General features: G+C 67.0%; 16 protein-coding genes and 2 pseudogenes. 11 read left to right on the top strand and 7 right to left on the bottom strand.

Translation table 11 applies throughout. The features are described from left to right. Positions 1 to 89: 89 nt before the first annotated feature. From MTX35_RS23200 to MTX35_RS23185, 4 genes are all read left to right on the top strand, one after another. Positions 90 to 452: a hypothetical protein gene (locus MTX35_RS23200; RefSeq protein WP_243597179.1), complete on the top strand. Its 363-nt coding sequence runs from the start codon at positions 90 to 92 to the stop codon at positions 450 to 452. Further along, a complete protein-coding gene (locus MTX35_RS23195) occupies positions 449 to 1,267 on the top strand; it encodes a hypothetical protein (RefSeq protein ID WP_243597178.1) in 819 nt (272 codons plus the stop codon). Before MTX35_RS23200 ends, MTX35_RS23195 begins: the two co-directional genes overlap by 4 nt. A gap of 2 nt (positions 1,268 to 1,269) precedes the next feature. Then, positions 1,270 to 1,824, top strand: coding sequence for a hypothetical protein (locus tag MTX35_RS23190; protein ID WP_243597177.1), 555 nt, complete (start codon positions 1,270 to 1,272; stop codon positions 1,822 to 1,824). 112 nt (positions 1,825 to 1,936) lie between these two features. Further along, positions 1,937 to 2,272, top strand: a complete 336-nt coding sequence (locus MTX35_RS23185; RefSeq protein ID WP_094722035.1) for a hypothetical protein — start codon at positions 1,937 to 1,939, stop codon at positions 2,270 to 2,272. Positions 2,273 to 2,416: 144 nt separating this feature from the next. Here MTX35_RS23185 and MTX35_RS23180 read toward each other — a convergent pair whose 3' ends face one another. Beyond that, positions 2,417 to 2,716 carry a hypothetical protein gene (locus MTX35_RS23180; protein ID WP_243597176.1) on the bottom strand — a complete coding sequence of 100 codons (300 nt, stop codon included), beginning with the start codon at positions 2,714 to 2,716 and terminating at the stop codon, positions 2,417 to 2,419. A 24-nt stretch (positions 2,717 to 2,740) separates the two neighbouring features. Here MTX35_RS23180 and MTX35_RS26315 point away from each other — a divergent pair, with 24 nt between their 5' ends. Beyond that, positions 2,741 to 3,481, top strand: a complete 741-nt coding sequence (locus tag MTX35_RS26315; protein WP_374230350.1) for a DUF732 domain-containing protein — start codon at positions 2,741 to 2,743, stop codon at positions 3,479 to 3,481. A 51-nt stretch (positions 3,482 to 3,532) separates the two neighbouring features. Here MTX35_RS26315 and MTX35_RS23175 read toward each other — a convergent pair whose 3' ends face one another. Then, the gene (locus MTX35_RS23175) at positions 3,533 to 3,976 is read right to left on the bottom strand and encodes a hypothetical protein (RefSeq protein WP_243597175.1); all 444 of its coding nucleotides are present in this window, start codon (positions 3,974 to 3,976) and stop codon (positions 3,533 to 3,535) included. Positions 3,977 to 4,644: 668 nt separating this feature from the next. Here MTX35_RS23175 and MTX35_RS23170 point away from each other — a divergent pair. The 3 genes and pseudogenes from MTX35_RS23170 to MTX35_RS23160 form a co-directional block, all read left to right on the top strand. Beyond that, complete coding sequence (locus MTX35_RS23170) at positions 4,645 to 5,082, top strand: hypothetical protein (protein WP_243597174.1); 438 nt, start codon at positions 4,645 to 4,647, stop codon at positions 5,080 to 5,082. Positions 5,083 to 5,447: 365 nt separating this feature from the next. Next, a pseudogene (locus MTX35_RS23165) lies at positions 5,448 to 5,693 on the top strand (IS21 family transposase); the annotation flags it as partial. Next, a pseudogene (locus tag MTX35_RS23160) lies at positions 5,672 to 5,842 on the top strand (ATP-binding protein); the annotation flags it as partial. The pseudogenes MTX35_RS23165 and MTX35_RS23160, both read left to right, overlap by 22 nt. A 48-nt stretch (positions 5,843 to 5,890) precedes the next feature. Here MTX35_RS23160 and MTX35_RS23155 read toward each other — a convergent pair. From MTX35_RS23155 to merA, 5 genes are read right to left on the bottom strand one after another with little or no spacing between them, the layout of a single operon-like run. Beyond that, positions 5,891 to 6,769: a cytochrome c biogenesis CcdA family protein gene (locus MTX35_RS23155; RefSeq protein ID WP_048472691.1), complete on the bottom strand. Its 879-nt coding sequence runs from the start codon at positions 6,767 to 6,769 to the stop codon at positions 5,891 to 5,893. Positions 6,770 to 6,772: 3 nt separating this feature from the next. Beyond that, positions 6,773 to 7,297 (bottom strand): redoxin family protein, encoded by a 525-nt coding sequence (locus tag MTX35_RS23150; protein ID WP_006246580.1) that lies wholly within the window; start codon positions 7,295 to 7,297, stop codon positions 6,773 to 6,775. Next, positions 7,294 to 7,587, bottom strand: a complete 294-nt coding sequence (locus MTX35_RS23145; protein ID WP_006246581.1) for a hypothetical protein — start codon at positions 7,585 to 7,587, stop codon at positions 7,294 to 7,296. Before MTX35_RS23145 ends, MTX35_RS23150 begins: the two co-directional genes overlap by 4 nt. A gap of 31 nt (positions 7,588 to 7,618) precedes the next feature. Next, positions 7,619 to 8,278, bottom strand: a complete 660-nt coding sequence (gene merB / locus MTX35_RS23140) for an organomercurial lyase MerB (RefSeq protein WP_006246582.1) — start codon at positions 8,276 to 8,278, stop codon at positions 7,619 to 7,621. Between the two features lie 37 nt (positions 8,279 to 8,315). After that, positions 8,316 to 9,740, bottom strand: coding sequence for a mercury(II) reductase (gene merA, locus MTX35_RS23135; protein WP_006246583.1), 1,425 nt, complete (start codon positions 9,738 to 9,740; stop codon positions 8,316 to 8,318). 105 nt (positions 9,741 to 9,845) lie between these two features. Between merA and MTX35_RS23130 the strand changes: the two genes are divergently transcribed. From MTX35_RS23130 to MTX35_RS23120, 3 genes are read left to right on the top strand one after another with little or no spacing between them, the layout of a single operon-like run. Next, positions 9,846 to 10,235 carry a heavy metal-responsive transcriptional regulator gene (locus MTX35_RS23130; protein ID WP_006246584.1) on the top strand — a complete coding sequence of 130 codons (390 nt, stop codon included), beginning with the start codon at positions 9,846 to 9,848 and terminating at the stop codon, positions 10,233 to 10,235. 16 nt (positions 10,236 to 10,251) lie between these two features. After that, on the top strand, positions 10,252 to 11,208 hold the full coding sequence (locus tag MTX35_RS23125; RefSeq protein WP_243597173.1) for a hypothetical protein: 957 nt from the start codon (positions 10,252 to 10,254) through the stop codon (positions 11,206 to 11,208). Beyond that, positions 11,205 to 11,555 (top strand): hypothetical protein, encoded by a 351-nt coding sequence (locus tag MTX35_RS23120; protein WP_243597172.1) that lies wholly within the window; start codon positions 11,205 to 11,207, stop codon positions 11,553 to 11,555. The genes MTX35_RS23125 and MTX35_RS23120 overlap by 4 nt, the downstream gene beginning before the upstream one ends. Positions 11,556 to 11,610 lie beyond the last annotated feature (55 nt).

The raw sequence follows: 11,610 nt of genomic DNA, 5'->3' as shown, positions 1-11,610 counted from the left end.
GGGGTTTCGGTTGTGGTGGATCGGTGATATGGCGGGAGGTTGTGTCAGGATCTGTGAGATTGACGGGGTCTGGGGCTATGGTTGGCCGCATGGCGTCGACACAGGTTCGGATGACTGCGCGTGCTCGGGCGCGTGCGGCGCAACAGAAGGTGCTCGCGGATCGTCAGCGCCGGGACGCGGCGAACATGGCGTCGCTGACGGCGTTCTTCACCGCCGCCGAGCAGATCGACGCCGCGAAACTCGCAATGGCTCGGGCGCTCGACGACATCCGCGCCCGCGAAGGAACACTCGCCGCCGCCGCGACACTGACCCAGATCACGACCGGGGAAGCACGCAAACTTCTGGCCCTGCTCAGCGACACCGACTCCTCGGACGACTCCGACACCGGCACCGGCTCGTCCCCGGACACCGTCGCGGCACCGGCCGACGACACGAACGGAGAACACAGATGAGCGTCTACACCGGAGAACTGGTGGCGGCATTGACCGACGCGGGCTACCCCGCTCCCCACACACCGGACACGGATCCGAACGTGCTCGCCTGGAGCAGCGACGGCACCGTTCCGAATATCCATGTCGACGACACCGGCCGGGTGCGCGTGCACACCGAGGCACGCCTGGACGCGGAGTTCACACTCGGCCCGCAGCGTCAGTCCGCCGCCGACTGGGTCGCACTGCTGCACCCGCACCTCGCATCACCTGTCGCCGCCGCGACGGGCACTGTGATCGCCGAACCCGCGTCGGTCGTGCAACGCAGCGCGGCGCTGGTGTGGCTCGAGCCTGACTTCGACAGTCACGGGACGTACGCGGTCTACACCGACAACGCACGCATCCGCGTGTCGGACAAGATCGGCGTCGAGACCGCAACCGACTTGTTTAGCACCGCTCTGGGACACCAACTCGGCGTCACTCCGTCGGTGCTGTCTCTGCTGCAATCGGCACACCTGGGAGCGGTGATGATCAACGCCGACCTCGCCTACGCGTCGGCGGTGCAGGGGTCCGGAATGTGGCTGCCCGCGATCTCCTTCCGCGACACCCGAGGGTTCATGGAGCGAGCTGGCATCCGATTCGGTGGGCGCGAGGCACCCGCGCAACCGTTCGTTCCCGACGCGCGTTTTCGTGACTTCCACGCCCCGACGATCGAACTCGTGGCCGGAGGATCAAATACGACATCGACCTTTGCCGACGCGTCCTCCGTTGCGTTCGTTGTGCTGCGGAACGCGCGGCGTCGACACCTCGCCGACGGTCACCACTTATCGGGACGCTGACCGTGACCGCGACGACGCAACTGGCACTGTTCGGCGGGGACGCCGTCGTCGAACCGGAGATGTCGGTTCGTCGGTCGTGGCGTCCGTTGCAGGGACCGTTGACCGCCAAGACCGTGGCACGGTTCTGGACGAAAGTGGTCATCACTCCGACGTGCTGGCTGTGGCGATCGGCCGTCAGCTGTCCGGACGGGTACGGGCGCTTCACCTTCACCGACGGCGACACACCACGAACGCTGTCGGCACACCGGTTCGCACTGTTGCTCGCGCACGGCGACCTCGGAGACGGGATCGTCGGCGAGCACGATTGCGACGAAACCCTTTGTGTGCGAGTCGATGACGGCCACCTCAAACGCGGCACCCAATCGACGAACCTTGCACACGCCGTTGCAACCGGACGCCACATCGGCCCGACACCCGCAGGCGGCGATCCACGCGGACGATACGGACGAGCCGTAGCAATCCGCGATGCACTCCGCGACGGCTACGACGCCGACCGACTGCGCGCCGCCCTCGCCGGATACAGCTTCGACGCACAAGCACCACCAACACTGTTCTGACACGACCACCGACAAACGTTGTCGGTGGCGACCGGTAGAGATAGATCCATCAAGGCTTCGGGCCGCTGCACCGCACCGGTGAGAGCAGTCCTCAACGAAAAGGACTTACGAGATGACGCTCTCCTCGCTCTTCACCGACGACGTCGGACCGCTCCCCCTACTCGCTGTCGCCGGTGCCGGATTCCTGATCTGGTACGTGCGGTACCTCGGCGAGAACGATCCCGGATGGAAGGGGTTCGTGGCGAACATTCTCACCGTCATCGGTGTCGGCGCGTACCTCGTCGTTCTCGCTGTCGTGTTCTCCACATTCATCGCGGTGATCGGCGCGTTCATCGCGGTGATGCTGTTCATGCTTCCCTTGTTCGCGCTCGGCGGTGCGAGCGGTGTTGCCGACCGCAGACCCCGACGCGGGTACCACCGCGACCCATACGGCAACGACTATTACTGACCGCACACGCGTCGCCCCCGACGCCGCTTCAAGCAATTGCGTTGCGCACAGTGCAGCCGTTGCACCAACGGTTTGCACTCATGCTCACCGATCGTGCCCGCGCGTGGAGTACACGCGACGTAACAGCGGGTGCGCTGCACACGACTAAAGGGTGTTCCGCCCAACCGGATACAGCGCCTCGCCCGCGAGAGCGTCGAACAGCAAAGGACGCAGGTGTCCGAAGAAAACGTCACTGACGATGGTGAATACGCATTCGTGACGGTCGATGGCGGCATGATTGTCGACGAACGTGAGGTAAGGCTCTTCTGCCAGACCCGCGACGCTCCGCAGCACGGCGACTTCGTAATACCGTTCCGGCACATACGTTCCGTTGTCCTGTATCCAGATGGGAACGATCGTGGCTCGATAGAGTTCACAGTCGCAGCGTTGGGTAGTGATGCCCACAGCACCATCGAACGCACCCTGCTCATGCGCGTGTCCGCCGAAGAAGGACTCACAGAAGCACGAGTCATTGTTCCCGAACTCCACAAGAAGTCGGCCGGAATGAACGCGACTCCGGACCCCTACTTGGATGCAGCACTCCACGCTTCGGCCTCGGAGTCGATCTGGCAGTCCTGGGTGTCGGAACAAAATGACACACCATCGTTGACAGACACGCCCCCGACAGCCGCCGCACAGCCCAACATCCACACAAGCCCCACCGAGGCAACTCGGTCAACGAAATCGGGTCGACGTCGAAGCCGGACAAAACCCCTGATCGGTCCGGTACTGGCAGTCGCGGTCGCCGCAGTAATTTCACTCGTGATCTTTTACCCACGCCAAGATTCCGAGCCGCAGCAAGCAACGGCTGCCCCGGCTCGAACAGTCGTCACAACGATGTCGACCGCCCCCACATCTGCGGCTACTCCTCGAACGGCGTCACCGACCACCTCACGGCAATCGACCACCAGAGCCTCGTCCATCGATGCCGCATTCGCGCAGAGTCTCACCGACCTCGGGGTCGACTACTCCTCACCCGCACAAGCGGTGTCGGTGGCGAAGACAACGTGTCGCACCATCGACAACTCGGCAAACCCCGCGAACGCAATCTTGGCTGCCTCAGAAATTGCACAACGGTCCGGCGGATACACACGAACAGAAGCCAACGACTTTGTCGGTCTTGCCGTACTTGCATATTGCCCCGAATACAACAGTTACGTTCAGAACTGAGCGGAAGCGCGTCGAACTTCCGCGCTACGCGAACTCCCTACGTCCAGGCCGTCACTCAGAGATGGTGACCTCGACCGAGGTCGAATCGGAGGGCGCAAATCCCGAGATGGAGGGCGCTTCCTTCAAGGTGCCGCCCACGGGAATGTCGCTCTGCGTATACGCCCAGGTGCCGCCAACGATCGCACCACTGTCGTCCCGGAAGACCATGTCAATCCTGGCGGGTGAATCAACAGGTTCCGAGCTATTCGACTGGGCTGTCAAGACAATGCGAGGTGAGTACCCGGAGCCACTGATCGTCGCTTCGCCGGTGACCACGACGGGTTGTTGAGAGCGATTGAGGCTCTGCCCTGGATCGGTCGTGATCTGGAGATCAGCAATGTCGGCTGAATTTATGAGAGTCCCTCCGATGTAGGAATCAGCGCCGGCGGCAACGTAACTTCCGAGCTCGCTCTTCTTGGTCTCGAGGGGAACACCATCCGCGTCCAGCGCCGTCACAGTAACGGACGGGAACGAGGCTGCTGGGCCGGCATTACGGACACGGACGCCGTAGGAAACTTGGGTGCCGCTCTCGTTCAGTGACCACCCGCTCTCGACGACCTCCGCGGCGATGGGCGCGCTGCGATCTGAAGACCGGGGAACTGAGTAAGGGGTCGTAGTCGTCGTCGCGGATTGCCGGTTGGGCTTCGTGGCAGCAGACTCAGTCGTCACCGAGCTGGACGTACTGGTAGGCGACGCACTGTCCGCTGCGTCACCTGACGAGCATCCCGCCAAAGCCACGAGCGCGGCGCAGAACAACACGGCTGACGTAGCGATTCGAGAATGCGGCGATGACATAGCGTCTCCTAGCGTCTGATGCGCTTCGGGCGAGCGCCATCGACACTTTTTCTTTGTAAAAGCATCGAGCGTTACATGTCTTGGTTTGCTGCTTGTCCGGCGCGCCAGTAGAAGCGTTCGATCAATCGACGAATGTGTTCGGCTGGGCGGCCAGTGGACAGCCGAATGATCTACACTTTGCAATGTTCGAGCGTCGATGAGGGTCACGTTCGAGCGCGCCCCACCCGTACCGATTCACCCCGCACTACGCCTTCACGGCGCTGCGAGCTGAACCGATCGGTACCTGTCCGGTGGGGATTTCCGCGCACCGAAACTGGAAGGCCCTCACCATGTCTGTCTCTCCCGCTGTCGACAAAGACACCGTCATCGCGCGCGCACGCGCCGCGATAGAAAACCGCACCAAATACATCGAGTCCCTTTTCGACGCTGCCCAGGCATCCGCTGATGCGCGCGAAAAGGTCGCCGAGGCCACTCGCGCCGCTGAACACGCGAACGCCGAACACGCCGCCGCGTACAAAGAAGCGATCGATGCCGGGTGGACGGTTGCCGAACTCACCGGAAGTGGACTGACCGCTCCGACACCGCCGACCGGCAAGAAAGCATCCAAGGCGTCAGCGAAACGCGCCACCGGTCGCGGTACGCCGCGCCGCCGAGTCGGTGCCGAGAACACCGCCGCGGCACCGGACCGACACCACGATGACGCCGCCTCGTCGCCTGCACCCGACATATCGACCGAAACGCAGTCCTCGACTGCGCCCGCGCACTGAACACTGCTGCCCTCGCACAACCCGCGCACCGGCACCGGTCGCGGATCCCCAGTGCGCCCGTGAGCACGCGCGACACATCTTCTCCGCGTGCGGGCGCACACCCACACCTCGAAGGACCACTTGCCATGAGCCAGCCCGAATTCAACGTCGAAGTAGCCTCCCTCGACCGCAACGGCGACCCCGGTTTCGTGCACTACCGCGGCGCGTTGGCGGTGACAGTCTGATTCGGGACCAGTGTGACGGTCTGATTCGGGACCCACCCGGGCTTCGGCGTGGCGTCGTGACGGCTTGATCTGGACCCACTTCCGTGGCGTCAGGAGGACCCGCATCCAGCGGTCCTCGCGGCACCGGAAGTGGGTTTCGGGATGAGGGTGCGTGTGGAACTGTTCGCTGCGATCCGTCGGGACGCCCGGGTCGAGGGCATGTCGATCCGAGCGCTCGCACGCAAGCACCAAGTCGGACGCGGCACCGTTCGCCGGGCCCTCACGTCCGCGGAACCACCGCCGCGGAAGACCCCGGTGCGTTCCTCGCCCCGGTTGGATCCGTTCAAGTCGGCCATCGACGACATGCTCCGCGCCGACCTTGAGGCAGCGTGGCAATCGCGTCCAACGAGGGCTTCGCCGGCTGGACCAAGACCTTCACGGACCCGCGCCTGTGCGCGGCCATCGTCGACCGCCTCACCTTCGGCGGCAACATCATCGAAACTGGTACCGACTCCTACCGGCTGGCGTCGACCCGGTCAGGGAACGCGTCGCGGTGACGCAATCAACCGAGCCTGTTTCGTGCGCACGCCGCACCCGGTGGGCTGTCACTGCGTGCTGTCCCGCGTGGTCATCGGGCGCCCCCGAAGGATCCGGCGGCGTCGCTGGAGAACCCCGAGCGCCAGCACTACCAGCGCAGACGCGGCAGCGAGCGCGCCGATGAGTGTCGCCCGTGTCTGGATCCAGCTGGAGACCACCGCGGAGACGTCAGTGAGTCCGCCACCACGGCCCGCGGCGACCGGGGCGTCGCTGGTGGCCGCCGGGTACCAGTACCAGGCCAGATAGGCGCCGGTGAGCAGCAGGACGACAGCGGTGACCCGTGGGCCATGGCGGGCCAATCGCGCGACGTGGCGGGTGAGTCCGCTGCCTGCCGCGGCGGTGGCCAGGGCGAGCAGCAGCAGGACGGTCGCCGAGCCAGCAGCGTAGACACCGAAGACGAGCAGGAGCCCGGCATAGCTGTAGGTGGCCTGCGCCTGCGCGATGACCGCGAGGATCACCCCGAACGTGCACGACAGCGAAGCCAGCGCGTAGCCGACCCCAAACGCAGCCATCCGGGCAGTGGGTGGGAGTCCCGCGGCTGCCCGGCCGGGGATCCGAGGCACCCGCACCGAGACCGAGCGTCCGGCTAGCATCCACAGGCCGAGAACCACCAGCAGGATGCCGACGGCCAGGCCAAGCGACGGCGCGGCGCGAATCAGCCCTCGGGCGCCGGCGCTGACTACCAGGCCAGCTGCCGCGAGGGTGCCGGCGAACCCCACCGCCAACACGAGACCGGCCCGCAGCGCCCGCAGCAGCCGCACCGGGACCGTTGAGGCATCGGTGTCGCCGAGGGTGTGGGTGATCCAGGCCGGGAGTAGCGCGAACCCGCACGGGTTCACGGGCGCGACCATGCCGGCCGCGAAGGCGAGGGTGAGCAGTCCGCCCATGGGTCAGGCTCCGGCCTTTGCCAGTTCGGCGGTGATCGTCGCGGCGTCGGGGTCGGTGGCGCGGAAGGTCACCGTGCCGTCGGCGTCGACGACGATCAGGGTGGACAGAGCGGCCACCTCGAATCGCCGGGAGAGTGCCGCGCCATCGTCGATTGCGGCCGGTACGTGTTCGGCGTCGACGGACTCCATGAAGTCGCCGATCAGGGCCTTGGATTCGCCGGGGTCCATGTCGACGGCGAGGAAGCTTGCCACGGTGCCGGCGTTCTCGGCGGTGGTGGCGGCCTCGCCGAGGGACCGGACGCCGTTGACGCATTCGCCGCACCCGACGGAGAAGAAGAACACCGCGGTGGGCTTCCCGTTGGCGGGCAGGCTGATCTGCTGGCCATCGACGCTGGTCACGGTGGCGGGTGAACCGGAACCGGCGGTCGCGGGGTCGGCACTGTTGCCGCAGGCGGTCAGGGTCAGCGATCCGGCGGCGAGTACGGCGGCGATCGAGAGCGCGGCGTGGTGGCGGCGGGTGATTCTCATCGGTTCTGCTCGTCCTTCGGGTCGACGTTTTCGTTGGTGGGCATGGGCGGGCAGCAGCCGTGGCCGGCGGTGCCGCCGCCGCGGCGGGAGATGGCAATCAGCGCGAGGATCGCCAGGGCGATCCCGGCGCCGATGACCCACGGGTTGCGGAGGAACGCGCCGATACCGGCGATCGCGCCACCGGCGATGAGGATGGGGAGCAAGGCGCAACAGGCGACCATGAGCAGCGCGGCGCCGGCTCCGAGGAGCAGGCCGCTGCCTCCCGGGCGATCGTCGTGGTTGGACATCATCGGTGTTCTCATTCCCTTCAGTGGGTATGGGTCAGCAGCAGCTGTGGCTGTCGTCGGCCGCGGCGGGCGCCTGGAGGCGGTTGAGCAGGCCGGTGGCGAGGGCGGCCCCGATCCGGCACGCCTCGGCCACCGGGACCACCTCCGCGCCGGGGTGCTCGGCCAGCCAGCCCGCGGCGTCCTCGGGGGAGGTGAAGTAGTGCACCTGGTTGCAGAAGGAGGAACGGATCGAGGTGATCTGCTCCGGGTTCACCAGCGACACCACCGCGGTGGGCGGATCGACGCTGGTTGCACCTTCTGTGGGGTCGACGTTGACCCGAACCGGCTCGCCGCTGACCGGGGAGGCCGACTCCACCTTTGCCGGGCGGTCCAGCAGGGCGGGGAAGATCAGCGTGTCCAGCGCACACCAGGTGTAGAGCTCCTCACCGGCCACGGTGAACCGGTGCGGGGTGGGGCGCAGGGTGAGGCCCTGGCCGATGATCCGGCCCTGATCGTCGTACTCGGTGTCCGGCACCGCCGCGAGACCGCGCCGTACGTCATCGAGGGTGCGGCTCGCAGCCGCGGCGAGTTGCTCGACGGTGACGGGGTCGCCGTCGACGAGCAGCCGCAGCAGCGGGATCAGCAGGCCGGCGTCAAGGCCGGTCTCCTCGGGTCGGGTGAGTCGTTGGGGCAGTTGGGTGCTGAGGTCCGACATCGCGGATGCCTCCTTCGTTGAGTGGGGTGGGTGCGGGTCAGGCGCAGCAGGAGAGCTTGGAGACGTCGGTGGTGAAGGCCTTCGCGACGATCCGGATGCCCTCGGTCATGGTCAGGTAAGGCGCCCAGGCGTCGGCGACCTCGGCGATGGTCTTGCCGATGATGTGGACGCCCGCGGCGGCCAGTTCGCCGGCGTCCTTGGCGACCGCGGTCAGGCCGAGGATCTCGCCGGTGTCGGCGTTGGCGACCATCTTGATGAAGCCGCGGGTGTCCCGGTTGACCAGCGTTCGCGGCACGTATTCCAGCGGGAGCACCCGGCAGTCGCAGCGGATCCCGGCCGCGAGGACTTGGGCCTCAGTCATCCCGACTGCGCCGATCGCGGGACTGGTGAACGTGACCCGGGGCAGCCGCATGTAGTCCACCGACCGCTCGGCGTCGGTGAAGGCGTTCTCGGCGACCACGGTGCCGTGGTGGGCGGCGACATAGACGAACTCGGGGTGCCCGGTCACGTCACCGGCCGCCCAGATCCGCGGGTTGGAGGACTGCAGCTGGTCGGTGACCACGATCTCGCCGACCTCGCCAGTCTTCACCTCGACCGCGTCGAGGTTGAGCCCGTCGGTCACCGGTCGGCGGCCGAGAGCGACCAGAACCTCGTCGGCGCGGAACTCCTGCGCGCCACCGGAGACGTCCGCGGTCACCACCACCTGGCCGGTGGCGGCGTCGCGGGTCACGCGGGTCGGGACCGCTCGGCGGACCACCCGGATGCCCTCATCGGCGAAGACCTCCTGCAGCGCCTTGGAGACCTCCGACTCCTCCTTCGACGCGAGCCGGGACCGAACCAGCAGGGTCACCGTCGACCCGAGCCGGGCGAACAGCTGCGCCTGCTCCAGGGCCACGTAGCCACCACCGAGCACCAGCAGCGAGTCGGGGACCTCGGTCAACTCCATCGCCGTAGTCGAGGTCAGGTACCCGGCCTCCTCCAACCCTTGGATCGGCGGGGCCCAGGGACGGGACCCGGTGGCCACCAGGTACTGCGCTGCCTCGATGGTCTCGACGCTGCCATCCGCCGCGGCGACCTCGAGCAGGGGCGAATCCGGAGTGCCGGCGAACGCGGCGTTGCCGCGGCGGACCTGCCAACCGTAGGAGTCGGCGACGTCGACGTACTTCTCACCCCGCAGGGCCTCGACGAGATCCTGCTTTCCGCCGATCAGGGCCGGCATGTCCACCGCGCCCGCGACGCTGGCGATGCCCGGGAACCGGGTCGGCGCGTCCGCGGCCACGTGCCGGGCCTCCGCGGCTGCGATCAGTGCCTTCGACGGCACGCAGCCGGTGTTCACACACGTGCCGCCGAACGTGCCACGCTCGACCATCACCACCGACTTGCCCAGAGAGGTCGCACGAATGGCCGCCGCGAACGCACCGCCGCCGGATCCGATGATCGCGAGGTCGTACCTGGTCTGCATCCCGATTCCTCCCAGAACTGTTGGGAAACGCTCCTGATGCAGCGATACTGGACCTTCCAGTAAAGGGGAAGGTCAAGCGAGACCTGCGACACGATGGAGGCCGGGATGCGGATCGGAGAACTCGCCGAGGCGGCAGGCACGACCACCAAGACTCTGCGGTTCTACGAAGAGCAAGGGCTGCTGCCCCCGGCCGAACGCACACCGGCCGGCTACCGCGACTACACCCCCGACGCGGTCAGCCGGATCGACTTCGTCCACCGCGGCCAAGCGGCCGGGCTCACCCTCGCCCAGATCAAGCAGATCCTCGACATCCGCGACCACGGCCAAGCTCCCTGCGGCCACGTACGTGACCTGCTGGACGCGCGCCTTGCCGACATCGACGCGCAGATCGCCGACCTCACAACACTTCGCGACAACGTGGCTGCGCTCCGCGACGATGCAGCCCTCCCAGAGCCCGAAACCTGTAGCCCCGATCAGGTCTGCAGATACCTATAGCCCTCGCCACTCGGCAGTGACCACCGAGACCAAGGGCGTGATTAGCCGGTGCCAGGTGGGTCCCAGTCAGGCCGTCATCGTGGTCCCAGATCGGGTTGACACAGCCAGCGCGTTCTACACCTCCCGCTCCGCCGGACAGTTCGCCCTCACCCAAGCAGCAGCACTGTCGGACACCCGCGAAGTCGACACTGTCTCCGTCGTCATCGACGCAGTCGGCGAGGGAACCTCACGCCGTGATGTCGAGTTCATCGGCACCCCCGGCGAACTCGCCGCCGAACTGACCGCGCTCCCCGCCTACGCCTCCGGCGCGCGACGTACCGTCATCCCCGCACCACGCGCGGTGACCGCCGCCGTGGCCGCTGTCGTCGAAACGTCACCCCCGTTACCCGACTCGGCGGTCGACGGTCCCGACGCCGTCGCGGTTCTCGACGTGGAGGTGTACTCCACCCGGCCCGGCCCGATCCCTAACTCGCGCACCGACGTCGGCGCGTACACCCCCGAAGACGCACACCGCATCGCCGAGCAGCTCGCGGCCGACCTCGGCGGCACCATCGAACCGATGCGCAACGACACGGTGCTGCGCGTGACCCACGACGCGGACGTCTCCGACACCGACCGCATCGCCGCCGAGCGGTCCGTGCAGGTACGGAACCTGCGCGCGAACCTGTCCGTCCTCGATCCGGTCGCCGACGCCGAACACATCACCGCACTCGCCGCCGACCTCGACGATCTGCGAGCTCGATCGAGGCCGGCCGCGCGTCCGGACAGCTCTGCAGCTGCATCGACTTCGGCTCCGTCCACTTCGGTCTCGGTCGAGGTCGACCGTGCGTCGACGCGTCCGCGCGGGTTGGTTACTCCCCCGACCGGACGCTCGTCCGGAGCTGCACGGGCCACTTCGTCCACGCTGCACACCGCCCCTGCCCCGACACACACAGCGGCGATATCGCGGTCGGCCGATCACGGTCTCGGGTGACCACCGACCACCAGCTCCCACCGCAGAGGAGGGAAGGGCGGCACCGACTACCTCGGCCCTCGCAGCGCTCCGACGCGCTCGGCGACGGAAAGCCTGCGTTCCGGCTCGACGGCGGCGACCTCGGCGCGGTCCTGGCGTTCGAGGCGGTGCTGTGGAACGAACCGATGACCGGCGTACTCCGCGAAATCCACATCACGCCCGGCCGCGTACGCGTGGTCGTTCTTCAGACCGAACAGCAGAAGGGCCTCTACCCGCGATACACATCCAGCGGTGACCCCGATGCGCCGTATCTGGCCGACTACGACATCGACTTCGGCGACGAGGTCCGGATCTGCGATCGCCACTGACACCGCCCGCCTGGCTCAGCTCGGCCGTACACGCGAGAAAGGCACCCACACAGCC

This window comes from Rhodococcus sp. ARC_M12 (assembly GCF_022810385.1).
Classification (GTDB): domain Bacteria; phylum Actinomycetota; class Actinomycetes; order Mycobacteriales; family Mycobacteriaceae; genus Rhodococcoides; species Rhodococcoides navarretei.
Note: the sequence above shows the minus strand (reverse complement) of the source record. Positions and strands in the feature narration are given on the sequence as shown.

Excerpts from the sequence above, each read along its gene's own strand:
- MTX35_RS23155 (WP_048472691.1), bottom strand. The coding sequence starts at position 6,769 with ATGGGCGGACTGCTCACCCTCGCCTTCGCGGCCGGCATGGTCGCGCCC.
- MTX35_RS23130 (WP_006246584.1), top strand. The coding sequence starts at position 9,846 with ATGCGGATCGGAGAACTCGCCGAGGCGGCAGGCACGACCACCAAGACT.
- MTX35_RS23145 (WP_006246581.1), bottom strand. The coding sequence starts at position 7,587 with ATGATGTCCAACCACGACGATCGCCCGGGAGGCAGCGGCCTGCTCCTC.
- MTX35_RS23150 (WP_006246580.1), bottom strand. The coding sequence starts at position 7,297 with ATGAGAATCACCCGCCGCCACCACGCCGCGCTCTCGATCGCCGCCGTA.
- merB (WP_006246582.1), bottom strand. The coding sequence starts at position 8,278 with ATGTCGGACCTCAGCACCCAACTGCCCCAACGACTCACCCGACCCGAG.
- merA (WP_006246583.1), bottom strand. The coding sequence starts at position 9,740 with ATGCAGACCAGGTACGACCTCGCGATCATCGGATCCGGCGGCGGTGCG.
- MTX35_RS23185 (WP_094722035.1), top strand. The coding sequence starts at position 1,937 with ATGACGCTCTCCTCGCTCTTCACCGACGACGTCGGACCGCTCCCCCTA.
- MTX35_RS26315 (WP_374230350.1), top strand. The coding sequence starts at position 2,741 with ATGCGCGTGTCCGCCGAAGAAGGACTCACAGAAGCACGAGTCATTGTT.
- MTX35_RS23170 (WP_243597174.1), top strand. The coding sequence starts at position 4,645 with ATGTCTGTCTCTCCCGCTGTCGACAAAGACACCGTCATCGCGCGCGCA.
- MTX35_RS23200 (WP_243597179.1), top strand. The coding sequence starts at position 90 with ATGGCGTCGACACAGGTTCGGATGACTGCGCGTGCTCGGGCGCGTGCG.
- MTX35_RS23195 (WP_243597178.1), top strand. The coding sequence starts at position 449 with ATGAGCGTCTACACCGGAGAACTGGTGGCGGCATTGACCGACGCGGGC.